The sequence below is a fragment of the Pseudomonas sp. 58(2021) genome (assembly GCF_017491585.1).
Classification (GTDB): Bacteria; Pseudomonadota; Gammaproteobacteria; order Pseudomonadales; family Pseudomonadaceae; genus Aquipseudomonas; species Aquipseudomonas fluorescens_BT.
Map to the genome: position 1 here is coordinate 133,149 of NZ_JAFGYZ010000004.1, position 23,603 is coordinate 156,751.

Sequence of the window (23,603 nt, forward strand, 5' to 3'; positions counted from 1 at the left end):
GTGAAGAGTTCAATGCAAGTAATGCGTGACTGGGCGACACGATACGCACCGTGGCTCGGCCTGGTAGGCATCCTTGGCAGCGCGCAGGAAGCGCTGGCCGGCGATTACGAAGGCTCGCCCCAGGTGGCCGAATTCGTCGGTGAAATGACCCGCGACTACGGCTTCGCCGGCGAGCAACTGATGGCGGTGTTCCGCGAGGCCCAGCGCAAGCAGGCGATTCTCGACGCGATTTCCAAACCCGCCGAACGCGTCAAACAGTGGAAAGAATATCGGCCGATGTTCATCACCGACGCGCGCATTGCCCGGGGTGTGGACTTCTGGCGCCAGCACGAGGCGGTACTGGCACGTGCCGAGCAGGAGTACGGCGTTCCGGCTCAAGTGATCGTGTCGATCATCGGCGTCGAGACCTTTTTCGGACGTAATACCGGCAATTACCGGGTGATCGATGCCTTGTCCACGCTGGGTTTCGACTATCCTCCCCGTGCCGAATTTTTCCGCAAGGAGCTTCGTGAGTTTCTGCTGCTGGCTCGCGAGGAACAGGTCGACCCGCTGACCCTCAAGGGGTCCTACGCCGGGGCGATGGGCCTGCCGCAGTTCATGCCGAGCAGTTTTCGCGCCTACGCGGTGGATTTCGACGGCGATGGCCACATCAATATCTGGAACAACCCGGATGATGCGATCGGCAGCGTCGCCAGCTACTTCAAACGTCACGGCTGGGTGGCCGGCGAGCCGGTGGTCAGTCGTGCCGATGTGCGCGGCGAGCAGGTGGATGATGGCCTGACCACTGGCATTGAGCCGACGAAAACCGTCGGGGAGTTGCGAGCGCTGGGCTGGTCAAGTCATGATGCGCTGCGCGATGATATGCCGGTTACTGCATTTCGCCTGGAAGGCGACAATGGCCCGGAATACTGGATGGGCCTGAAGAATTTCTACGCGATCACGCGTTATAACCGCAGCGTGATGTACGCCATGGCTGTACATCAACTGTCTGAAGAGCTGGTAAAAGCACGGGGCGTCAAGTAATGCAGGCATTGCCTATCAACAAACCCCTGAAGCTGGTGGCATTCGCCGCGTTGGCGGTCCTGGTCGCCAGTTGCTCGACCAGTCGTGCGCCCACTCAGAAATACGCCTCCAACACCGTTCGTGCCCAGCCGGGTCTGGACATCAACCGGGCCCACAAGGACGGCGCGCCGTGGTGGGACGTTGACGTGTCGCGCATTCCGGACGCCACGCCGACCCTGCACACCGGCCCGTACAAGGCCAACCCGTACACCGTGCTGGGCAAGACCTACTTCCCGTTGCAGGAATCCAAGACCTACGTGGCCTCGGGCACCGCGTCCTGGTACGGCACCAAGTTCCACGGTCAGAACACCGCCAATGGCGAGGTCTATGACCTGTACGGCATGAGTGCCGCCCACAAGACCTTACCGCTGCCAAGTTACGTTCGGGTGACCAACCTTGACAACAACAGGAGCGTGATCCTGCGGGTGAACGACCGCGGGCCGTTCTACTCGGACCGGATCATCGACCTCTCCTACGCCGCGGCCAAAAAGCTCGGTTATGCCGAAATCGGCACCGCGCGGGTCAAGGTCGAGGGCATCGACCCGCAACAATGGTGGGCCGCCAAGGGCCGTCCGGCGCCTTTGATGCTCAACGAGCCGCAAGTCGCGCAGAATAGCGCGCCGGTGATCACGGCTTCGGCCGGTACCATCGAGCAGTGGACTCCACCGCCGCAGCAACATGCCTCTGACACTGTACCTGTACAGATCAGCGCAAAAAAAAACGCTTCTGCACCAGCGTCTGGCCAGTATCTGCAGGTGGGCGCGTTCGCCAACCCGGACGCTGCAGAACTCCTGAGGTCGAAGCTCAGCGGGATGGTGAGCGCTCCGGTGTTCATCAGCTCGATCGTGCGCAATCAGCAGACCCTGCACCGGGTACGCCTGGGACCGATCGGCTCGCCGGGTGAAATTGCCCAGGTACAGAACAGCGTGCGCTCGGCCAACCTTGGTTCGCCAAGCGTGGTCACCGAGTAAGCAATACGTAGCACTTGATTGACGGTTCACCAGCGATTGGGGGGTGAGCCAGGTTGTTGGCTCGTCGAAGAACAAAAGCCCGGCAAAGGGTGACTGGAGTGAGCAACTGAACACGCGATGGCCCGTTAGAAAGCCATCTGATTAATTTTGCCTTCGGGCAGTTTCCATTAGCGATTTCGAGAGACGGATGAACATCACCACCTTTGCCAAACGCCTGTGTCTGCTAGTCCCGCTGCTCCTCTCGCCAGCCGCCTTCGCGGCCGAGATGATGCCGTCGCCACCACAACTGGCCGCCAAAGCCTACGTGCTCATGGATGCCAACAGCGGCAACGTGCTGGTGGAGAACAACGGTGACCAGCGTCTGCCGCCGGCCAGCCTGACCAAACTGATGACCGCGTACATCGCCACGCTGGAAATCCGTCGCGGCCAGATCGGTGAAAACGACCCGGTGACCGTCAGCGAAAACGCCTGGCGCACCGGCGGTTCGCGGATGTTCATCAAGGTCGGCTCGCAGGTGACTGTCAGCGACCTGCTGCACGGCATCATCATCCAGTCCGGCAACGACGCCAGCGTCGCGGTGGCTGAACACATCGCTGGCAGCGAAGATGCCTTCGCCGACCTGATGAACAAGACCGTCGCCGATCTGGGCATGACCAACACCCACTTCATGAACCCGACCGGTCTGCCGAACCCAGAGCACTACTCGTCGGCTCACGACATGGCGATCCTGGCTCGCGCGATCATCCACGAAGACCCGGCTCACTACGCGATCTACTCGCAGAAAGAGTTCTTCTGGAACGGCATCAAACAGCCTAACCGCAACCTGCTGCTGTGGCGCGACAAGACCGTTGACGGTCTGAAAACCGGTCACACCGACGAAGCAGGCTACTGCATGGTGTCCTCGGCCGTTCGTGACGGCATGCGCCTGATCGCCGTGGTATTCGGCACCAACAGCGAAGTGGCTCGCGCCGCCGAGACCCAGAAGCTGCTGACCTACGGTTTCCGCTTCTTCGAAACCCAGACCTTCTACCAGAAGGGCACCGAACTGGCTCAGGCCCCGGTATGGAAAGGCACCACCAGCCAGGTCAAGGCCGGCCTGGCACAAGACCTGACCATGACCCTGCCCAAAGGCCAGCTGAAGAAGCTCGCTGCCAGCATGACCATGAACCCGCAACTGACCGCGCCAATCGCCAAGGGCGACGTGATCGGTAAAGTCGAAGTGAAACTGGACGACAAGGTGGTGCACAGCGCCGATCTGATCGCTCTGGACGCTGTCGAGGAGGGTGGTATCTTCCGCCGCATGTGGGATAGCATCCGTCTATTCTTCTACGGCTTGTTCAACTGATACGAGTTGACCTGCATGGCCCCGTTCCCTTCCGGAGCGGGGCCTTGTTCGTTACCGGGCTTACGCTTACGAGGCCGTTACGCCATGACCGACACCGAAGTAAAGGCGCCAAAGATCGAATTCCCCCAGGTTGATTATCCGGTTAAGGTGATCAGCGATACGGGCGTCGGCAACAAAGACAAGATCATCGACATCGTCAAGAAACACGCGAAGATCAACGATGAGCGTGTGGACGAGCGTCAAAGCAGCAACGGCAAGTACACCACCATCCAGTTGCACATCGTCGCGACCGACCAGGATCAGCTGTACAACATCAACAGCGAACTGCGGGCGACCGGCTTCGTACACATGGTGTTGTGATGCCGGGCACGCTGGGCTTTCGCGAACTTGGCCAGATGGCTTACGAGCCGGTCTGGCATGCCATGCAACGCTTCACCAACGAACGCGGCAGCGATGCCGCCGACGAAATCTGGCTGGTCGAGCACCCTCCGGTGTTCACCCAGGGCCAGGCCGGCAAGGCTGAACATCTGTTGCTGCCGGGAGATATCCCGGTGGTGCAGGTCGACCGCGGCGGGCAGGTGACTTACCATGGCCCCGGCCAACTGGTGGCGTACCTGCTGCTGGATGTGCGCAAACTGGGTTTTGGCGTCCGCGACCTGGTCACGCGCATGGAGCGGTGCCTGATCGAGCTGCTGGCCAGCTATGACGTCACCGCAGTGGCCAAGCCAGATGCTCCCGGCGTCTATGTCGACGGAGCGAAAATCGCTTCTCTGGGTTTGCGGATTCGCCACGGTTGTTCCTTTCATGGCCTGGCCCTGAACGTGGACATGAATCTGGAGCCGTTTCGACGGATTAATCCCTGCGGCTATGCCGGGCTGGCGATGACCCAGCTGAGCGATCACGCAGGATCGATTGAATTTGCCGAGGTAAGTGCCCGGCTGCGCGCGCAGCTCGTCAAACACCTCGACTATGCTGAGCAGACGACCCTGACGGGCGGAATCGACTGATATGACTACTGATGCAGTGCAAACCATGATCCCGACGCTCGACGTGACCGAGCGCCCGGCCCCGCGTCCCAAGGTTGAAGCCGGCGTCAAGCTGCGCGGCGCCGAGAAGGTTGCACGCATCCCGGTGAAGATCATTCCGACCACCGAACTGCCGAAGAAACCCGACTGGATCCGCGTGCGCATCCCGGTTTCGCCGGAAGTCGACCGCATCAAGAGCCTGCTGCGCAAGCACAAGCTGCACAGCGTCTGCGAAGAGGCCTCCTGCCCGAACCTGGGCGAGTGCTTCTCCGGCGGCACCGCCACTTTCATGATCATGGGCGACATCTGCACCCGTCGCTGCCCGTTCTGCGACGTCGGCCACGGTCGTCCGAAACCACTGGACGTCAACGAGCCGCAAAGCCTGGCCATCGCGATCGCCGACCTGAAACTCAAGTACGTGGTGATCACCTCGGTGGACCGCGACGACCTGCGTGACGGCGGTGCCCAGCACTTTGCCGACTGCATCCGCGAAATCCGTAAACTGTCGCCGAACGTGCAGCTCGAGACCCTGGTCCCGGACTACCGTGGCCGCATGGACATCGCCCTGGAAATCACCGCGGCCGAGCCGCCGGATGTGTTCAACCACAACCTGGAAACCGTGCCGCGTCTGTACAAGGCTGCGCGTCCGGGTTCGGACTACCAGTGGTCGCTGACCCTGCTGCAACGCTTCAAGCAGATGATGCCGCACATTCCGACCAAGTCCGGCCTGATGCTGGGTCTGGGCGAGACCGACGACGAAGTCATCGAGGTCATGAAGCGCATGCGCGAACACGACATCGACATGCTGACCCTGGGCCAGTACCTGCAACCGTCCCGCAGCCACTTGCCGGTGCAGCGTTTTGTGCACCCGGACACCTTCGCCTGGTTCGCCGAGGAAGGTTACAAGATGGGCTTCAAGAACGTTGCGTCCGGTCCGTTGGTGCGTTCTTCGTACCACGCCGACGAGCAAGCGAAACTGGTCAAGGCCGAGCTTCTCGGTTCCTGATTCAGCGCTGAATGAGAAAGTGCCCGCCGGGGTTTACCGCCCGGCGGGCATTTTTTTGTCCGGCCTACACTCGTTATCGACTTTTCCTGCAAACTGCGGCGCAGCCGAACCTCTTCTGTTTGTCGCCGTTCCTGACTACTGTGTGAGCATGACTTCACACAGGGAGATCCATGGATGACCGTTCGACCGACCCACACCCTTTTTCCGCACAAGCCTGTGCCGGCGCTGCCGTCGGAAGGGCTGATAGGTGTCATTGCACCTGCCGGTCCCGGCACGCTGGAGACTGAAAAAGCCGTTCAGTGGATGCGCGCCCGGGGTTACGGTTTGCGGGTATTCCCTGGCGTATACGAGAAAGATGGCTATCTGGCCGGCAGCGACGAGGTGCGACTGAACGATCTGCACGCGGCGTTCACTGATCCCGAGGTTGACGCAATCATCTGTCTGCGTGGCGGTTACGGCACGCCGCGCCTGCTGGATCAAATCGACTACGATCTGCTGGCGCGTCATGCCAAGCCGTTCGTTGGCTATAGCGACATCACTGCACTGCATCTGGCGATCAGTCGCTACGCAGGGTTCGTGACCTTTCACGGGCCGCTGTTGAATGCCGATCTGCTGGGTGACAAGGAGCCACCAACGGTGACGTCGTTCTTCGCCATGCTGCGCGGTCAATTGAAGACCGGCAGTGTACTGAGTCATCCGGCGGCTTATCCGTTGACCACGGTTGAGCCCGGCATTGCCCACGGGCGTCTGCTGGGTGGCAATCTGGCAATGATCGCCGCGACCCTGGGCACGCCTTACGAAATCGACGTCGAAGGGGTGATTCTGCTCATCGAGGACATCAACGAGCCGCTGTACCGGATCGACCGCTTGCTGACTCAGATGCGTCTGGCGGGCAAGTTGGCCAGATTGCGCGGCGTGCTGGTCGGGGATGTGGCGGGCGTGGATGTCGAGGCCTTGAACCGCTTGCTCAAGCAGACCTTTGCACAACTGCGGATTCCGGTGCTGTCAGGCTGGCGCAGCGGGCACTGCGATCCGAACCTGACGTTGCCGCTGGGGGCATTGGTTCGACTGGATGCAGGAAAGAAGGAGTTGATGCTGGAACAGGATGTGGTGATCAAGGCGTAGAGACTGATCGCCTGATAGTCAGTCATCGCGGGCAATCCCGCTCCCACGGTTTTCAGGTTGTACGCAGATACTGCGATCACCTCTAAACCTGTGGGAGCGGGCTTGCCCGCGATGCTTTTACTGGTTGCGCAGGCTTTCGAGCAGTTTGTGCGTCGGATAGCCATCTGCGGGCCAGCCCAAGGACTGCTGCGCACTGCGGATCGCCTTGCGCGTATTGGCGCCGATGATGCCGTCAGCGGTGCCCGCGTCGTAGTTGCGCGCGGTCAGCAGGTTTTGCAGCTCGATGCGCTCGGTACGACTCAGCGGCAGGTCATCTTTCGGCCAACTGCCATTGATCAGCCCGGCACCGTTGAAGCGTTCGGACAACAGACTCACCGCCAGAGCATAGGACGACGAGTTGTTGTATTTGAGGATCGCTCGGAAGTTATCGAGTATCAGGAACGCCGGGCCACGATAGCCGGCCGGCAACAGCAGGGCGGCTGACAGCTGTTCGGAGCCGGCTGGTGGCTGGCCTCCGTTGGGCAGAATCACACCCAGTTGCCGCCATTCGGCGACGCTCTTGCGAATCGCGCCATCTGCCAGGGTGTAGTTGAAACCGCTCGGCAGCTGCACCTCGAAGCCCCAAGGCTGGCCACGCTGCCAGCCGGAGCTTTGCAGGTAATGCGCGGTGGATGCCAAGGCGTCAGCCGGGCTGCCCCAGATGTCACGGCGGCCGTCACCATCGAAATCCACGGCGTGGGTGTTGTAGGTGGTCGGGATGAACTGGGTCTGGCCCATGGCACCGGCCCAGGAGCCGAGCATTTTCTCCGGTGTGATGTCGCCCTGTTGCAGGATTTGCAGCGCCGCGATCAGTTGCGCGTGGGCAAAGCCCGGGCGGCGACCTTCGTAGGCCAGGGTCGCCAGGGAGTTGATCACCGATTTGGTGCCCTGGAACTGACCGAAATTGCTCTCCATCCCCCATACCGATACCAGTGCCTGGCGATCGACGCCGTAACGTTGCTCGATGCGCTGCAGGATATCGGCGTACTGGTTGATCAGGGCCTGGCCTTTACGTACTCGCAGCGGCGACAGGGCGCCGTCCAGGTATTCCCAGACCGGCCGGGCGAACTCCGGCTGGCTGCGGTCGGCGCGGATCACGCTGGCGTCGAAACTGACGTTGGCGAAGGCACGGTCAAAGACGTCAGCGCGAATTCCGGCGGCCAGGGCGTCCTTGCGGAAACCTGCCTGCCACTCGGCGAAAGTCTGGGTTGGTTGCAGATCGAGGTCGTCACCGGACGGCACTACCGGCGGGACGATCGCAGGGGCCGTGGCAATGGGAGCAGTCTGAAGCGGTTGCGCGTCGGCGGCGGTGGGTTTCTCCGCGCAGGCGACAAGCAGTATGAAACTTGTGGCAGCGATCAGTTGGCGAACGGGCCAACGACGGGAAAGACTGAGGGGCATGCACAGGTCCAGGGGATACGAATCAGGTGCAGACCTTAACATGAGGAAGGGGTGCTGCGCTTCAAGCGGCCAGAAAGTAAGAAGCCTCCCAGCTGTCAGACTGGAAGGCTTCGCGGCGATAGCTGCCTTTACCCTTGGTTGGTCGTTCCTGGCGGCTGCGGAACAGGGGTTGGGCGACGATGGATTTGGCCTTGTTGTGGCCATGTTTGGATGGCTTTTTGCTCATGAGGGTTCTCGCGAGTGAGTGAGTTTTGCGCGGCAAATGATCTGCCGATGTCGAGCTTCTGTCTATAGGACTGAAGGCGAGATGTGCTGTAGGAAATGGTCTGTGCAAAAAAAACTGGATCGCAGTATGCGATCCCGGGTTTCATTCGGCAGGTAACGCCAGACGCTGACCCGCCATCAACAGCGCCAAACGGCTGAGGCTCATCCACGGTGAACCGGCCGCCTGGCCCTTGATCTGCGCATCGATGCGCTGGGCTTCAAGCAACAACTGCGCCCAGCGCTGTGCCGAGTAGCGTTGCAGGGCCTTGCTCATCAGCGGTTTGCGCTTGTCCCAGACCGGCGGTTTGGCCTGACTGAAGCACTTGTCCAGCGGTGTGCCCTGGCTGTACTGCAGCGAGATGTTGGCCAGCAGGCGCAACTCACGGGCCAGGGCCCAGAGGATCACCGGCGGCTCGATCCCTTCACCGCGCAGCCCTTCGAGCATGCGCAGGGCGTGAGCCGGTTCGCCGTTGAGCACCGCGTCGGTCAGGCCGAACACGTCGAAGCGCGCACTGTCGGCCACGGCCGCCTGTACGGTTTCGACGGTGATCTGACCGCCTTCGGCCATCAGCTTGAGCTTCTCGATCTCCTGCGCGGCGGCAAGCAGGTTGCCTTCGACCCGCGCGGCAATCAGTTCGACCGCGTCCTGACTGGCCGAGAGGCCGGCCTGAGACAGTCGTTGGCGAATCCAGCTCGGCAACTGGTTGGCATCCACAGGCCAGATCTGGATGAACTGGGTCTGCGGACCTTCGACCAGCGCCTTGCCCCACTTGGTCTTCTGCGCGCTGCCGTCCAGCTTGGGCAGGCTGATCAGCAGTACCGTGTCTTCGGCAGGGCGCGAGCAGTATTCGATCAGTGCGGCAGCGCCTTTGTCGCCAGGCTTGCCGGAGGGCAGGCGCAGCTCCAGCAAGCGTTTTTCGGCGAACAGCGACATGCTGGCACCGGCCTGCAGCAACGTACCCCAATCGAAATTGGCATCGGCGGCGAACACCTGGCGTTCGTCGAACCCTTGCTGACGGGCAGCGGTGCGAATGGCGTCGGCAGCTTCCTGACACAGCAACGGGTCATCGCCGCTGATGATGTAGACCGGCGCAAGGGCGCCTTGCAGGTGTTTGCCGAGTTGGGCGGGAGCGAGCTTCATAAGAGAGGGCGAACGGGGCGCCTGCGCGCCCCGAACGGCTTACTGCTGCGGCAGTTCGAGCGGCGACTGACGCGGGGTTTCCGCTTCAGCCTTCTGCGCCGCTTCCAGGGCGTCGGCCTCTGCCTTGGCACGGGCATTGGCGGTTTGCTGCAGAGCGTCCAGCTGCGCCGGTGTCAGCTGTTGCAGACGCAGCATCATGCGCTGAACCAGTTCGCGGCGGGTTTCACGACGCGCATCGTTGGCTTCCTGATCGGAACCCACGAGGTTGTTGCCGTCGTGGATGAACACTTTCTGCACTTCAAGCTTGTCGCTTTTGAGCAACAGGCCTTTTTCACCGCGGATGTCATAGCTGAGCACGGTGCTCACCTGATATTCGCCAGTACGACCGGCGCCGGCGTAGCTGAGGATGCGCTGGTTTTCCTGCTCATCGGCCAGGTACAGCTTGTACGGTGCGCCGGAGACGACCTTGACGCCGCTGGCCTCCAGCACCTGACGCAGTTGCGTCACGGTCTCGCCGTAGGCGTTGCGGGCGCTCAGATCGAGCTCCTTGATCGACAGTTCGTTGGTGCCGGTGCCGCGCAGCTGGAAACCGCAGGCGCTCAACAGGACGGCGAGGCCCATCACCAGCAGATTGCGTTTGATCATTGTGTTGCTCCCCTTGAAACCATGTGGGCCGACTCTGTGGCCCGAAAGGTTTTACTGGGCGTCAGGAACACCTGACGCCCGATCCAATTAGCTGGCGACGATATTGACCAGTTTCCCGGGCACTACGATCACTTTGCGAATCGTCAGGCCGTCAACGAAACGCAGCACGTTCTCGTTGGCGCGGGCTGCCGCTTCGACTTCTTCACGGGTCGCGGCAGCCGGCATTTCGATCTGGCCGCGCAGTTTGCCGTTGACCTGGATCACCAGGGTCAGGCTGTCCTGAACGAGTGCGCTTTCATCCACCACTGGCCAGCCGGCGTCGATCACAGGATCGGCGTGGCCCAGTTGATTCCACAGTTCGTGGCAAATGTGCGGGGTGATCGGAGCCAGCAACAGCGTAACGGCTTCCAGACCTTCCTGAACCAGCGCGCGATCCTGTTCGGTGGATTGTGCCGCTTTTTCCAGCACGTTCATCAGCGTCATCACCTGGGCGATGGCGGTGTTGAATTTGTGGTTCTGGCCAACATCGTGGCTGGCCTGCTTGATGGCCTGGTGGATCGCGCGACGAACGGCTTTCTGCTCGTCGTTCAGGCCGGCGATGTCCAGTTTGCCCGGCAGGCCCTGAGTGACGTGGGCCTGAGCCAGACGCCAGACGCGCTTGAGGAAACGGTGCGAGCCTTCAACGCCGGAGTCGGACCACGCGGCGCTCATGTCGGGCGGCGAGGCGAACATCATGAACAGGCGGCAGGTGTCCGCGCCGAACTGGTCGATCATCGATTGAGGGTCGACGCCGTTGTTCTTCGACTTGGCCATTTTCTCGGTGCCGCCGATTTCCACCGGCAGACCGTCGGTTTTCAGTCTGGCGCTGGTGACGTTGCCCTTGCTGTCGCGTTCGAGATCGACGTCCGCCGGGTTGAACCAGGTATAGGCGCCGTTGGCTTCGCGGCGATAGTAAGTCTCGGCAATCACCATGCCTTGAGTCAGCAGGTTCTTGAACGGCTCGTTGGAGCTCACCAGGCCTTCGTCGCGCATCAGCTTGTGGAAGAAGCGCGCGTACAGCAGGTGAAGAATGGCGTGTTCGATACCGCCGATGTACTGATCCACCGGCAACCAGTGGTCGGCTGCGGATTTTTCCACCAGACCGCCCTCGAAGTGCGGCGAGGCGTAACGGGCGTAGTACCAGGACGACTCGACGAAGGTGTCCATGGTGTCGGTTTCACGCTTGGCAGGCTGACCGCATTTCGGGCAGGTGCACTCGTAGAACTCGGGCATGCGTGCCAGCGGCGAACCGGCGCCGTCCGGCACCACGTCTTCCGGCAGTACGACAGGCAACTGGTCTTCCGGTACCGGCACGTCACCGCAGGTATCGCAGTGGATGATCGGAATCGGGCAGCCCCAATAGCGCTGACGGCTGATGCCCCAGTCGCGCAGCCGGAACTGGGTGCGCGAGGCACCGAGGTTTTTCTTGATCAGGGCAACTTCCATGGCGTCGAACGCGCCGGCGAAGTCCAGGCCGTCGAACTCGCCGGAGTTGATCAGCGTGCCGTGCTCGCCGTAGGCATCCTGCCATGGCGCCGGGTTGGTTTCACCGGAGCTGGTGCGAACCACGGATTTGACCGGCAGGTTGTACTTGTGGGCGAATTCGAAATCGCGTTCGTCGTGAGCCGGCACAGCCATGACCGCGCCGTCGCCGTAGTGCATCAGCACGTAGTTGGCGACCCACACCGGCAGTTTTTCACCGGTCAGCGGATGCTCGACGAACAGGCCGGTCGGCAGGCCCTTCTTCTCTTGGGTGGCGACGTCGGCTTCGGCGACGCTGCCGCCCTTGCATTCGGCGATGAACGCTTGCAGCTCAGGGTTGTTCCTGGCGGCGAGAGCGGCCAGGTGGTGCTCGGCCGCCACGGCAACATAGGTTGCGCCCATCAGGGTGTCCGGACGGGTGGTGAAGACTTTCAGGGTACCGCTTTCGCCGATCGAATCGACGTTGTACGGGAACTGCACTTCCATCCCGCGGGACTTGCCGATCCAGTTGCGCTGCATGGTCTTGACCTGTTCCGGCCAGCCAGTCAATTCGTCGAGACTCTCCAGCAGCTCATCCGCGTAGGCGGTGATCTTGAAGTAGTACATCGGGATTTCGCGCTTTTCGATCAGCGCGCCGGAGCGCCAGCCGCGACCGTCGATCACCTGTTCGTTGGCCAGAACGGTCTGGTCGATCGGGTCCCAGTTCACGGTACCGTTCTTGCGGTAGATCACGCCTTTTTCGAACAGGCGGGTGAACAGCCACTGTTCCCAGCGGTAGTAATCCGGTTTGCAGGTGGTGACTTCGCGGGACCAGTCCACCGCGAGGCCCAGGCTGCGCAGCTGGGATTTCATGTAGGCGATGTTTTCGTAGGTCCACTTGGCCGGGGCTACGTTGTTCTTCATCGCGGCGTTTTCCGCCGGCATGCCGAAGGCGTCCCAACCCATCGGTTGCAGGACGTTCTTGCCGAGCATGCGCTGGTAGCGGGAGATGACGTCGCCGATGGTGTAGTTGCGCACGTGCCCCATGTGTAGCTTGCCGCTGGGGTAAGGGAACATCGACAGGCAGTAGTAAGTCTCCTTGCCTGGCTGTTCACTGACTTCAAAGGACTTTTGCTCGTCCCAGAACGACTGGGCGGCGGCTTCGATTTCACGGGGCTGATATTGTTCGTGCATGGCTACTTTTGTACTGGATAGGGGTGGCCTAATCCTCTTCAATGCGACATCCGGAGCGGGCCGGACGGGCTGGAAGTGGAGTTACAGGAAGCGCCGTAGCATACATGACCGCGCTTGGCCTAGGGAAACCCTGATTGCAGCCGTGTTACCCGTTGAAATCGCGGCGAGGGCCGTTGGTCGCGGCGTGCAGCCGGTTTGTGCAGCGAAGCTAAGCTCTAACTGGGGAGTGAGTCTTATCTTCAATGAGGTGAGGGATGGTGGAGTCACAGCAAAGAAACATAAGCAAACCGGAGTTGTACGAGCGGTTGATCGATCGTCTGGGAATGGCCCTGGACGCTGCAAAAACCGCTGGACGGCTGCGCGACGAGCGCCCCCTGGAGCTGGAATTGCGTGGCTTGAGCCCCGCCGAGTTCAATCTGGTCAAGGCTTATCTGGATCGCAGTGAGCGTGAAACCCACGGATACCTGTCACAGGCAGTGAAGCAACTCGATGCAGCCCATTCGGCCAAGGTCGTCTGGCTCAAGGACAAGGCACCTGGCAGAGACCCCGTCAAGGTGCGCACTCTGCAGGCCAAGTAAACGCATGGCAGGTCAAAAAACGGATCTTTTTCAACAGGATCCGACCCTACTGGTTGTCGCGTCGTATCAACCCACTTAGGCTTCGGGCATCTCTGGAGATGCTCGATGCCTTTTCGTTATTTCATTAAACAACTTCTATTGCCGCCCGGCCTGCTCTTGTTGCTGTTGCTCGTCGCCTGGTGGTTGCGACGTTCGCGCCCGCGACTGGCCGGCCTGTGTTTTGCCCTGGGTTTTGGCGGGTTCTTGCTGATGAGCCTGCCGGTGGTCGTGCAATGGGGCGCCAAGGCCCTGGAGCGCGAGCCGCCGCTGCCCCGGGACTCATGGACAAGCCTTGCGCAGCGCGCCGATGCGATTGTGGTGCTGGGCTCCGGGCGCGAGCGTGGCGATCTGGCCTGGGGTGAGGATCAACCGACGGGCGTCGGGCTCGAGCGGCAGCGTTATGCGGCGCGCCTGGCCAAGGCGTCAGGGTTGCCGATTCTGACCAGTGGCGGCCTGCATTACGGCACGCCACCGACCGAAGCGAAGCTGATGGCCGATTCACTGCGCGATGATTTCGGTGTGACCGTGCGTTGGCAGGAAGGGGAAAGCCGCACCACGTGGGAGAACGCCGAATTCAGCGCCAAAGTGCTGTTGCCGGAGGGCGTCAAACGCATCGTGCTGGTGACCCAGGCCTGGCACATGCCCCGTGCGGTGTGGAGTTATCAACAGGCTGGATTCGAAGTAGTGCCGGCACCGGTCGGCTTCCTCGGCACGGACAACGCCCGGCCGTTTGGCGGCTGGATGCCGGAGTTCAAGTCGATCTGGCAGAGCGGGCAGTTGTTGAACGAGGCGGTGGGGCAGATCGGCTATTCACTGTTCTACCGAGGGGGTGACAGCGCCGATTGATCACTCCCGCGCAGGGCGCGGGAGTGATCGGGTTTTCAGAGAGTCTTGGACATCCGGTTGGTCATCAGCGCCCAGCCAAACAGCACTACGCACAGAATGATCAGCGGCCACGAGCGCCATTGCAGATACGGTGTCAGGTTATGCATCGGCACCACTTCGCCGTAGAGCACGCCTTGTTCGAACTGCGGAATGCGCTCGGTGATCTGCCCGAACGGATTGATCAGGCCGGTCACGCCGTTGTTGGTCGCACGAATCATCCAGCGCCCGGCTTCAAGAGCGCGCATCTGCGCCATCTGCAGGTGTTGCAGCGGGCCGATGGAGGTGCCGAACCAGGTGTCGTTGCTGATGGTCAGCAACAGGTCGCTGCGTGCTGCCAGACCGGCAGCAAACTCCGGGTACACCACTTCGTAGCAGATGAACGGTGCAATCTGATAACCCTTGGCCTGCAATAGCGGCTGATCCGCAGGGCCACGGGCGAAGTCGGACATCGGCAGATCGAAGAACGCGATCAGCCCGCGCAGCAGGTCCTGCAAGGGGACGTACTCGCCGAACGGCACCAGTTTCTGCTTCAGATACGTGCCATCACCTTCGCCGACCACCGTGATGCCGTTGTAGAAGCGTCTCTCGTGGTGAACCATTTCGCGAATCGGCACGCCGGTGATCAGCGCCGATTTACGCTCGGCGGCAAAGCTGCCCATCATGTTCAGGTAACCCTCGGCGGACTCCTTGAGCACCGGGACGGCGGTTTCCGGCCAGATCAGCAGATCCACCGGTTTCGAACGGAAACTCAGGTCGCGGTACAACGCCAGTTGCGCGTTGAGCTGCGCCGGGTCCCATTTCATGCTTTGCTCGACGTTGCCTTGAATGGCCGCAACGGTCAGCGGTGCGCCGGAGGGACTGGTCCAGGCGTGGCCCTTCAATGCAATGCCCGCCGCCCATGGGCCGATCAGCAATACCAGCCCGGCAGCGATAAAGCCCTTGCGACCGGTGTGCAGCAGGCGCGGTGCGTTGTAGATCAGCGCGGCGGTCAGTGCCAGGACGAACGACACCAGCCACATGCCACCCAGCGGCGCGAGCCCGGCCAGCGGACCATCGAGCTGGCTGTAACCGGAGTACAGCCACGGGAAACCGGTGAGGAACCAGCCACGAAAGGCTTCCTGGCCAACCCACAGCGCCGCGAAGGCCAGGGCATCGGCCAGCGGTGCTTCGTTACGGCGCAGCCAGCGCGCCCACAGCCACGCGGGCAGGGCGAAGAACCAGGCAATGGCCGCCGTGAAGATCAGCATCAGGAACCCGGCCAGCAGCACCGAAGCACCGCCGAAGTGGTGGATGCTGTAATAGATCCAGCTGGTGCCGGCGCCGAACAGGCCGAAACCGAAGCACCAGCCACGACCCAGTGCCTGGCGCGGGCTCAGCTCGCGCAGGCCGGCGTAGAACAGGCCGACCGCCAGCAACGCCAGCGGCCAGAGATCGAACGGTGCCAGCGCGAAGGTGGTGATTGCACCGGCCGCCACGGCCAGCAGGTTACCGGGCCAGCCGGGGCGGGTAGTCCAGCGCATTTCAATCCTTAGATTTTTTACCGGGCGATAGGGGTCAGTCGCAGCAAATGAATCCGACGGCTGTCGGCGTTCAGGATGCGGAAACGATAGGCGCCGATTTCAGTGATTTCGTTGCGTTTTGGCAAGTGCCCGAACGCGCTCATCACCAGCCCGCCGACGGTATCGAACTCGTCGTCGGAGAATTCGCTGTCGAAGAACTCGTTGAAGTTCTCGATCGGCGTCAGGGCCTTGATCAGGAAGTCACCGCTGGGCAGCGGCTTGATGTAGCTGTCTTCTTCGACGTCGTGCTCGTCTTCGATGTCGCCGACGATTTGCTCAAGCACGTCTTCGATGGTCACCAGACCGGCCACGCCGCCGTATTCGTCGATGACGATGGCCATGTGGTTGTGGTTGGCGCGGAACTCACGCAGCAACACGTTCAGGCGCTTGGACTCCGGCACGAAGGTGGCCGGGCGCAGCAGGTCCTTGATGTTGAAGCTGTCGCCGTTCTCCTTGAGGATCAGCGGCAGCAGATCCTTGGCCAGCAGCACGCCCATCACGTCGTCATGGCTTTCGCCGATGACCGGGTAGCGCGAGTGGGCCGAGTCGACCACGGCAGGGAGGAATTCGCGGGGTGTATGGGTCGCCTTGATGCTGATCATCTGCGAGCGCGGCACCATAATGTCGCGAACCTGCAGGTCAGCCACCTGGATGGCGCCTTCGACGATGGCCAGCGCTTCGCTGTCCAGCAGTTTGTTCTGATGTGCATCGCGCAGCAGCTCAAGCAGCTCCTGGCGGTTCTTCGGCTCGTGGGCAAAAGCCTGGGTCAGTTTACCCAGCCATGACTTTTGCCCGTTGCTCGATCGATCTTCGCTCATAGCGATTACTCTGAATCCTTTGTTGTAACAGTAGGGGATGTTTCGGTTTCGTCGTCCGCGTACGGATCGGAATAACCCAGTTCGGCAAGCAACTCGCGTTCCAGTGCTTCCATTTCCTCGGCTTCCTCGTCATCTATATGGTCGTAACCAAGCAGATGCAAGCAGCCGTGAATGACCAGATGTGCCCAGTGGGCCTTTAGTTCCTTGCCCTGTTCGGCGGCTTCGCGCTCGACCACGGCCACGCAGATCACCAGATCGCCCAGCAATGGAATGTCGAGAAACTCGTCGGGCACTTCAGCGGGAAAGGACAGGACGTTGGTCGCGTAGTCCTTGTGGCGCCAGGTGTGATTCAGTTCGCGACCTTCTTCCTCGTCGACCAGACGAATGGTCATTTCCGAGTCAGCGGTGCGCTGGCGCAGGGCCAGTTCGCACCATTGGCGGAACTCGGCTTCGGTCGGCGCAGACGCTTCGGTCGCGATTTGCAGGTCAAGCTCAAGCATCGTGGCGGGTGTCCTTTGGCGCTTCGTCGGCCAAGCGCGTCTCGAAGCGCTCGTAGGCTTCGACGATGCGTTGCACCAACGGGTGGCGCACCACGTCTTTGGGCTGGAAGTGAGTGAAGCTGATGCCCGGCACATCCTTCAGGACTTCGATGACGTGATGAAGTCCGGACTTGGTGCCGCGCGGCAGGTCGACCTGGGTGATGTCGCCGGTGATCACGGCCGTGGAGCCGAAACCGATCCGGGTCAGGAACATCTTCATCTGCTCGACGGTGGTGTTCTGACTTTCATCGAGAATGATGAAGCTGTTGTTCAGCGTACGACCGCGCATGTAGGCCAGCGGCGCGACTTCGATCACCTGACGCTCGATCAGCTTGGCCACGTATTCAAAGCCGAGCATCTCGTAGAGCGCGTCGTAGAGCGGGCGCAGGTACGGGTCGATCTTCTGCGACAGGTCGCCGGGCAGGAAGCCGAGTTTTTCACCCGCTTCGACCGCCGGACGCACCAGCAGGATGCGACGGATTTGCTCGCGCTCCAGCGCATCGACGGCGCAGGCGACAGCCAGGTAGGTCTTGCCGGTACCGGCCGGGCCGATGCCGAAGTTGATGTCGTTGCCGAGGATTTCCTTCACGTAGCGCAGCTGATTCAAGCCCCGAGGGCGAATCATGCCTTTCTTGGTGCGCAGGGCTACGGAGGCTTCGGCGGGAGCGTGGTTGTCCAGCTGCTCGACGGCCGATTCCTGGAGGAACAGGTGCACCGTATCCGGCGACAGCTCTGAACCCTTGGTTTCCCGGTACAGGCGGCGAATCAGGTTTTCCGCGGAAGTGGTGTGCTTGGGTTCGCCGATCAGCTCGAACTGATTGCCGCGGTTGCGGATCTCGATGGCCAGGCGTTGTTCGATCAGGCGCAGGTGTTCGTCGAACTGTCCGCACAGATTGGCGAAGCGGCGAGCCTCAAAAGGCTCGAGGATGAAACGATGAGGTTCTATGGGTGCGTTCAAGGTCGTATTTAGCCGCCATGGGGCAATTGGGATGAAATCAAGGATAACGCCAGTGGCGTGGGTGCGAAAGCTCTTAAAAAGCCTCGCATCGATTCAGCCGTCTGGCGGGGTCTTCTTGCGGTGTTACTGGATCAGCGAGCCACGCAGCGAGTGCGGTTGCGCCGCGTCGATGTGGACGTCGGCGAACTGGCCGATCAGGGTCGGATTATCGCAGCGGAAGTTGACGATACGGTTATTCTCGGTGCGCCCTTGCAGCTCGCCCGGATCCTTCTTCGAGTAATCGGTCACCAGAATCCGCTGGATCGAACCGACCATTTGTCGGCTGATCTCGAACCCTTGCTGGTTCAAACGGTGCTGCAAGGCGTTCAGGCGTTCTTTCTTCAGTTCTTCCGGGGTGTCGTCGGCCAGGTCGGCAGCCGGAGTCCCCGGGCGCTGGCTGTAGACGAACGAATAAGAGAAGTCGAAGCCGACGTCGGCAATCAGCTTCATGGTCTGTTCGAAATCTTTCTCGGTTTCCCCCGGGAAGCCGACGATGAAGTCCGAGCTGATGCAGATACCCGGTACGGCGGCGCGCAGTTTGCGCAGCTTGGATTTGTACTCCAGTGCCGTGTGGTTGCGCTTCATCGCCGCCAGAATCCGGTCCGAACCCGACTGCACCGGCAAGTGCAGGTGCTTGACCAGTTCCGGCACTTCGGCGTGGGCCTGGATCAGGCTGTCGGAGAATTCCAGCGGGTGCGAGGTGGTGTAGCGGATGCGGTCGATGCCATCGACCGCCGCGACAACGCGGATCAGTTCGGCCAGGTCCGCCAGACGCCCGTCGTGGGTCAGGCCGCGATAACCGTTGACGTTCTGGCCCAGCAGGGTCACTTCACGCACGCCGTTTTCGGCCAGGTGAATGATCTCGGCGATCACGTCGTCGAACGGCCGGCTGACCTCTTCGCCGCGGGTGTAAGGCACCACGCAGAACGTGCAGTACTTGCTGCAGCCTTCCATCACCGACACGTAGGCGCTTGGGCCATCGATGCGCGGCTCGGGCAGGTGGTCGAACTTTTCGATTTCCGGGAACGAGACGTCGACTTGCGGCAGCTTGCTGATGCGTGCGGCGTCGATCATTTCCGGCAGGCGGTGCAGGGTCTGCGGGCCGAACACCACGTCGACGTACGGGGCGCGATCACGGATCGCCGCGCCTTCCTGGCTGGCCACGCAACCGCCGACGGCGATGACCATGTCCGGGTTGGCCAGTTTCAGTTCGCGCCAGCGACCGAGCTGGGAATACACCCGGTCCTGGGCGCGTTCGCGGATCGAACAGGTGTTGAGCAGAATCACGTCGGCATCTTCGGCGCGCGCCGTGACTTCCAGGGCCTGGTGTTCGCCCAGCAGATCGACCATGCGCGAGCTGTCGTACTCGTTCATCTGGCAACCGTGGGTTTCGATGTAAAGCTTCTTGGCCATGGAATAGGGTCGTCACGTGGTTCAAAGAACCGCGCATTATAGGGAACATGTCCCCAGGTTCCTACCGTTGCGCGTCCAGTGGCTATGCTATAGTTTGCGCCCTCATTTTTACCCCGATGTGTTGTCCGCCCGCCATGACCAAACGCGAAGCTCCAATCTACAAGGTGATTTTCCTCAACCAGGGCCAGGTGTACGAAATGTACGCAAAGCAGATCTATCAAAGTGATCTGTGGGGGTTTCTGGAAGTGGAAGAGTTCGTCTTTGGCGAGCGCACCCAGGTGGTCGTCGACCCGAGCGAAGAGAAGCTCAAGGCGCAGTTCGAAGGCGTGGTGCGCAGCTTTGTGCCGATGCATTCGATCGTGCGCATCGACGAAGTGGAGCGTCTCGGTACGCCGAAGATCAGCGAAGCCCGTGGCGGGGTTGGCAATGTGATGCCGTTTCCGGTACCGATGCCCGAAAAGTAAGCGGGGCGGGAAAAGGAGCTAAGGCAGGGGCGAGAACGGCGTACGCCCGTCGGCGTTCTGCAGTTCCATCAGGTATTTACGGAAAATTTGCCCGAGCACCTGGGTTGCGGTTTCCAGGTCTTCGCGGGACATCTTTTCGGACACTTCGTCGGCGGTGTCCAGTGCGTCTTCGGCGCCGTTGACCGCGGCCATCTTCAGCACGATGTAGGCCTGGATGTTGTTGGCCTGCACACCCTCACCGTGGAAGAACATGGTGCCGAGTTTGAATTGCGCCTGGGCGTGGCCCTGCAGCGAAGCCTTTTCGAAATAACTCAGGGCTTGATTGAGGTCGCGCGGCGCGTTCTTGCCGTCGTAGTAGAACTCACCCAACTCGTATTGCGCTTGCGCATCCCCTTCATCCGCTGCCTTTTGGCAGGCGGCGAGAGCCTGCGTGACATCTTGCGGCTGAGTATTGAGGGTGCAACGACCCATCGCCGGGATCAACAACGAGTTGCCGCCTGCTTGTGCATGTGCGAGCAGCGGCTGAAGGAGCAACAGGCAGCCCAAGGCAAGGGTGCGGCCGGTGCGGTTCATGGGAATCGACTTACCTCTGAAGGGCGCGCGGACCCGTCGAGGGATCCAATAAGCGCGCATTATGAAATAAGCAGGGCCATCCTTACAAAGTCTTTACTCGATTTTCTGCTGCGCGGGAAATATATCGCCCACTTTATGGGAGATTTTTGGCAGGCATGTCGGAAAAGGCGCGTGGATGTAGGAGAACGCTGACGCTGGCAATGGCCAACGTCAGCGGCGGGACGTTTTACTTCAACTGGGCGAAGGCACGTTCGGCGGCATCGAGGGTGAGTTTCAGCTCGGCATCGCCATGGGCGATCGAGGTGAACCCGGCTTCGAAAGCGCTCGGTGCCAGGTACACACCACCTTCCAGCATCAGGTGGAAGAAGCGGCCGAACAGTGCTGCGTCGCTGGCCATTACGTCTTCAAAAGTCACAATGTCGTCGGCACCGCTGAAGTACAGACCGAACATGCCGCCGGCCTGGGTGGTGACGAACGGAATGCCCGCCGCATCGGCGCGCTGTTGCAGGCCATCGAGCAGGCGAGTGGTGTAATCGGTCAGCTCGGCGTGGAAGCCCGGACGGCTGATCAGGCGCAGGGTGGTCAGGCCGGCGGCCATCGCCAGCGGGTTGCCCGACAGGGTGCCCGCCTGATAGACCGGACCCAGCGGTGCGATGCGCTCCATGATCGAACGCTTGCCGCCGAAGCAGCCGACCGGCATGCCGCCGCCGATGATCTTGCCGAAGGTGGTCAGGTCCGGGGTCACGCCGTAGTAAGCCTGGGCGCCGCCGAGGGCGACGCGGAAACCGGTCATCACTTCATCGAAAATCAGCACCACGCCGTGCTTGTCGCACAGGCTGCGCAGGCCTTCGAGGAAACCCGGTGCCGGCGGTACGCAGTTCATGTTGCCGGCCACGGGCTCGACGATGATGCACGCGACGTCCTGACCGACTTCGGCGAGCATTTTTTCAACCGCGTCGATGTCGTTGAACGGCAGGGTCAGGGTGTGTTTGGCGAACGCTGCCGGTACGCCGGCCGAGCTTGGCACGCCTTGGGTCAGTGCGCCGGAGCCGGCCTTGACCAGCAGGCTGTCGGAGTGGCCGTGGTAGCAGCCTTCGAACTTGATGATGCTGTCGCGGCCGGTGAAACCGCGGGCCAGACGGATTGCGCTCATGGTCGCTTCGGTGCCGGAGCTGACCATGCGCACCATCTCCATCGATGGCACCAGCGAGCAGACCAGATCGGCCATCTCGGTTTCCATCGCGGTCGGCGCGCCGTAGGACAGGCCGTGTTGCAACTGGTTGCGCACCGCGTCCAGTACGTCCGGGTGGCTGTGGCCGAGAATCATCGGGCCCCAGGAACCGACGTAGTCCACATAACGCTTGTCGTCTTCGTCAGTGACGTAGGCGCCTTCGGCGTGCTTGAAGAACAGCGGCGTGCCGCCGACGCTCTTGAACGCGCGAACCGGCGAGTTCACGCCACCGGGGATGTGTTTCTGGGCGTTGGCAAACAGGGTTTCGGAACGAGACATGATCGGGCTCTCAAATCAGACTTTAAGTAATTCGTTGAACGCGCGGGCGCGGCGGGTCACCTCGGCGGTGCTGTCTGCGCCGAACAGGCCATGGACCACGGCCAGCAGATCGACACCGTGGGCTACCAGCGGCGCCGCGTTGTCGAGGGTGATGCCGCCAATCGCGCAGATCGGCAGGTGCAGGGTGCGTTTGGCCTGGTCGAGGAGATCGAGGCTGCAACTCGGCGCACCGGGTTTGGTATTGGAATTGAAGAAGCGACCGAAGGCGACGTAACTCGCGCCTTCTTTGGCGGCCTGTGCGGCCAGTTCGAGCTGTGCGTGGCAGGTCGAACCGATGATCGCTTTTGAACCAAGCAAGGCGCGGGTCGGCGACAGCGGGCCGTCGGTCTGCCCCAGGTGCACGCCGACATTCAGGCGTGCGGCCAGTTCGGCGTCATCGTTGATGATCAGTTGCGTCTTGTAGCGCTCGCACAGATCGCGCAGGGCTTCGGCCTCACGCAGGCGCCGGGCCTCGTCGCTGCTCTTGTCGCGGTATTGCAGGAGGGTGACACCGCCTTCCAGCGCCGCCTCCACGTAGGACAGAAACTTGCCGGCCAGCAACTGGCTGTCGGTGATGGCATACAGGCCACGTAGTTTCATCGCGCAGACCTCAGGCTCGGAACATCAGGAACAGAAATCCAGCGGCAGACGACGCGGCACGAACTGGCCTTTGCCCAGCTGTTCGGCATCGCGCAGGGTGCGCCAGGTGTAATCCAGCGCGGTACGCACGGCGCTGGCCAGGTTTTCACCCAGTGCCAGGCGGCCGGCGAGGGTGCTGGCCAGGGTGCAGCCGGAACCGTGGTAGCTGCCGGGCAGACGCTGGCATTTGAAGGTTTCGCGCAGGCCGTCACGGCTGTACAGGCGATTGTGGATTTCGGTTTCGTCGCCGTGGCCGCCGGTGATCAGCAGGTTCTTGATGTACGGCAACAGTTTTTCAGCGCACTCGTCCGCGGTGCCTTCCGGCAGTTCGGCAAGGATCCGGGCTTCGGGAAGGTTGGGGGTGGCGATGATCGACAGCGGCAGCAGGCGTTCGCGCATGGCGTAGCCGACTTCGTCCTTGCCCAGGCGTCCGCCGCCGCCGGCGCGCAGCACCGGGTCGCAGACCACTGGCAAGTGCGGGTGCGCCTGAAGCAGTTCGACGACGGTGTCGACCATTTCCAGGGAACCGAGCATGCCCAGTTTCACTGCCGCGACTTCGGAATCGTTGAGCACGGCATTGGCCTGGGCCAGTACCCACTCACGGTCGAGGACGCGAAAGTCAGTGACGTTGACCGTGTCTTGCACGGTCAGGGCGGTGACGGCCGGAGCCGCATGGCAACCCTGAGCGAGCAGGGCTTCGATATCTGCCTGCAAGCCGGCGCCACCACTGGGGTCGTGGCCGGAGAGACAGAGGACAACGGGGCGTGAGCTGTAGATATTCATGGTGCGCGAGCTTACCACCAAACCTGTTTTTCGGGTGTTGTGCCGCAGC

At 61.6% G+C, this 23,603-nt stretch carries 24 protein-coding genes; 10 read left to right on the top strand and 14 right to left on the bottom strand.

Annotated elements, in window-relative coordinates:
- The first annotated feature begins 12 nt into the window (after positions 1–12).
- The 7 genes from mltB (at position 13) to J5M72_RS06070 (ending at position 6,534) form a co-directional block, all read left to right on the top strand.
- Positions 13–1,023, top strand: a complete 1,011-nt coding sequence (mltB, locus tag J5M72_RS06040) for a lytic murein transglycosylase B (protein ID WP_207864636.1) — start codon at positions 13–15, stop codon at positions 1,021–1,023.
- Positions 1,023–2,033, top strand: coding sequence for a septal ring lytic transglycosylase RlpA family protein (locus tag J5M72_RS06045; protein ID WP_207864638.1), 1,011 nt, complete (start codon positions 1,023–1,025; stop codon positions 2,031–2,033). The genes mltB and J5M72_RS06045 overlap by 1 nt, the downstream gene beginning before the upstream one ends.
- 187 nt (positions 2,034–2,220) lie before the next feature.
- Positions 2,221–3,378, top strand: a complete 1,158-nt coding sequence (locus J5M72_RS06050; protein ID WP_169432064.1) for a D-alanyl-D-alanine carboxypeptidase family protein — start codon at positions 2,221–2,223, stop codon at positions 3,376–3,378.
- Between the two features lie 84 nt (positions 3,379–3,462).
- Positions 3,463–3,738, top strand: coding sequence for a DUF493 domain-containing protein (locus tag J5M72_RS06055; RefSeq protein ID WP_007958664.1), 276 nt, complete (start codon positions 3,463–3,465; stop codon positions 3,736–3,738).
- On the top strand, positions 3,738–4,385 hold the full coding sequence (gene lipB / locus J5M72_RS06060; protein ID WP_169432063.1) for a lipoyl(octanoyl) transferase LipB: 648 nt from the start codon (positions 3,738–3,740) through the stop codon (positions 4,383–4,385). Before J5M72_RS06055 ends, lipB begins: the two co-directional genes overlap by 1 nt.
- Before the next feature lie 25 nt (positions 4,386–4,410).
- Positions 4,411–5,409, top strand: a complete 999-nt coding sequence (lipA, locus tag J5M72_RS06065; RefSeq protein WP_169432710.1) for a lipoyl synthase — start codon at positions 4,411–4,413, stop codon at positions 5,407–5,409.
- Between the two features lie 174 nt (positions 5,410–5,583).
- Positions 5,584–6,534: an LD-carboxypeptidase gene (locus tag J5M72_RS06070; RefSeq protein WP_207864640.1), complete on the top strand. Its 951-nt coding sequence runs from the start codon at positions 5,584–5,586 to the stop codon at positions 6,532–6,534.
- A 117-nt stretch (positions 6,535–6,651) separates the two neighbouring features.
- Here the strand turns inward: J5M72_RS06070 and J5M72_RS06075 are convergent, their stop codons facing one another.
- The 5 genes from J5M72_RS06075 to leuS all read right to left on the bottom strand — a co-directional run bounded on the left by J5M72_RS06075 (position 6,652) and on the right by leuS (position 12,718).
- The gene (locus J5M72_RS06075) at positions 6,652–7,974 is read right to left on the bottom strand and encodes a lytic murein transglycosylase (RefSeq protein ID WP_207864642.1); all 1,323 of its coding nucleotides are present in this window, start codon (positions 7,972–7,974) and stop codon (positions 6,652–6,654) included.
- 61 nt (positions 7,975–8,035) lie between these two features.
- A complete protein-coding gene (gene arfA / locus J5M72_RS06080; RefSeq protein WP_007958672.1) occupies positions 8,036–8,200 on the bottom strand; it encodes an alternative ribosome rescue factor ArfA in 165 nt (54 codons plus the stop codon).
- 141 nt (positions 8,201–8,341) lie between these two features.
- A complete protein-coding gene (holA, locus tag J5M72_RS06085) occupies positions 8,342–9,379 on the bottom strand; it encodes a DNA polymerase III subunit delta (RefSeq protein WP_207864645.1) in 1,038 nt (345 codons plus the stop codon).
- 39 nt (positions 9,380–9,418) lie between these two features.
- Positions 9,419–10,024, bottom strand: coding sequence for an LPS assembly lipoprotein LptE (lptE, locus tag J5M72_RS06090; RefSeq protein WP_169432060.1), 606 nt, complete (start codon positions 10,022–10,024; stop codon positions 9,419–9,421).
- A gap of 87 nt (positions 10,025–10,111) precedes the next feature.
- Complete coding sequence (gene leuS / locus J5M72_RS06095) at positions 10,112–12,718, bottom strand: leucine--tRNA ligase (protein WP_207864648.1); 2,607 nt, start codon at positions 12,716–12,718, stop codon at positions 10,112–10,114.
- 254 nt (positions 12,719–12,972) lie between these two features.
- Between leuS and J5M72_RS06100 the strand changes: the two genes are divergently transcribed.
- Positions 12,973–13,296 (top strand): hypothetical protein, encoded by a 324-nt coding sequence (locus tag J5M72_RS06100; RefSeq protein ID WP_169432058.1) that lies wholly within the window; start codon positions 12,973–12,975, stop codon positions 13,294–13,296.
- A gap of 105 nt (positions 13,297–13,401) precedes the next feature.
- Complete coding sequence (locus J5M72_RS06105; protein ID WP_169432057.1) at positions 13,402–14,181, top strand: YdcF family protein; 780 nt, start codon at positions 13,402–13,404, stop codon at positions 14,179–14,181.
- A 35-nt stretch (positions 14,182–14,216) separates the two neighbouring features.
- Here J5M72_RS06105 and lnt read toward each other — a convergent pair whose 3' ends face one another.
- The 5 genes from lnt to miaB form a co-directional block, all read right to left on the bottom strand.
- A complete protein-coding gene (lnt, locus tag J5M72_RS06110; RefSeq protein ID WP_207864650.1) occupies positions 14,217–15,740 on the bottom strand; it encodes an apolipoprotein N-acyltransferase in 1,524 nt (507 codons plus the stop codon).
- A 17-nt stretch (positions 15,741–15,757) separates the two neighbouring features.
- Positions 15,758–16,597, bottom strand: coding sequence for an HlyC/CorC family transporter (locus J5M72_RS06115; RefSeq protein ID WP_207864652.1), 840 nt, complete (start codon positions 16,595–16,597; stop codon positions 15,758–15,760).
- 5 nt (positions 16,598–16,602) lie between these two features.
- Complete coding sequence (gene ybeY, locus J5M72_RS06120; protein WP_207864654.1) at positions 16,603–17,097, bottom strand: rRNA maturation RNase YbeY; 495 nt, start codon at positions 17,095–17,097, stop codon at positions 16,603–16,605.
- The gene (locus tag J5M72_RS06125; protein ID WP_011336084.1) at positions 17,090–18,094 is read right to left on the bottom strand and encodes a PhoH family protein; all 1,005 of its coding nucleotides are present in this window, start codon (positions 18,092–18,094) and stop codon (positions 17,090–17,092) included. Before J5M72_RS06125 ends, ybeY begins: the two co-directional genes overlap by 8 nt.
- A 123-nt stretch (positions 18,095–18,217) precedes the next feature.
- Complete coding sequence (gene miaB / locus J5M72_RS06130; RefSeq protein WP_064382169.1) at positions 18,218–19,546, bottom strand: tRNA (N6-isopentenyl adenosine(37)-C2)-methylthiotransferase MiaB; 1,329 nt, start codon at positions 19,544–19,546, stop codon at positions 18,218–18,220.
- A 134-nt stretch (positions 19,547–19,680) separates the two neighbouring features.
- On the opposite strand from miaB, the gene J5M72_RS06135 reads away from it, so the two are divergent.
- The gene (locus J5M72_RS06135; RefSeq protein ID WP_169432054.1) at positions 19,681–20,010 is read left to right on the top strand and encodes a DUF1820 family protein; all 330 of its coding nucleotides are present in this window, start codon (positions 19,681–19,683) and stop codon (positions 20,008–20,010) included.
- Positions 20,011–20,028: 18 nt separating this feature from the next.
- Here the strand turns inward: J5M72_RS06135 and J5M72_RS06140 are convergent, their stop codons facing one another.
- The 4 genes from J5M72_RS06140 to J5M72_RS06155 form a co-directional block, all read right to left on the bottom strand.
- On the bottom strand, positions 20,029–20,583 hold the full coding sequence (locus J5M72_RS06140; protein ID WP_047296791.1) for a tetratricopeptide repeat protein: 555 nt from the start codon (positions 20,581–20,583) through the stop codon (positions 20,029–20,031).
- A gap of 226 nt (positions 20,584–20,809) precedes the next feature.
- On the bottom strand, positions 20,810–22,093 hold the full coding sequence (gene hemL / locus J5M72_RS06145; RefSeq protein WP_169432053.1) for a glutamate-1-semialdehyde 2,1-aminomutase: 1,284 nt from the start codon (positions 22,091–22,093) through the stop codon (positions 20,810–20,812).
- Positions 22,094–22,108: 15 nt separating this feature from the next.
- Complete coding sequence (gene thiE / locus J5M72_RS06150; RefSeq protein WP_207864656.1) at positions 22,109–22,732, bottom strand: thiamine phosphate synthase; 624 nt, start codon at positions 22,730–22,732, stop codon at positions 22,109–22,111.
- Positions 22,733–22,756: 24 nt separating this feature from the next.
- Positions 22,757–23,554, bottom strand: a complete 798-nt coding sequence (locus tag J5M72_RS06155) for a hydroxymethylpyrimidine/phosphomethylpyrimidine kinase (RefSeq protein ID WP_007958699.1) — start codon at positions 23,552–23,554, stop codon at positions 22,757–22,759.
- Between the last annotated feature and the right edge of the window lie 49 nt (positions 23,555–23,603).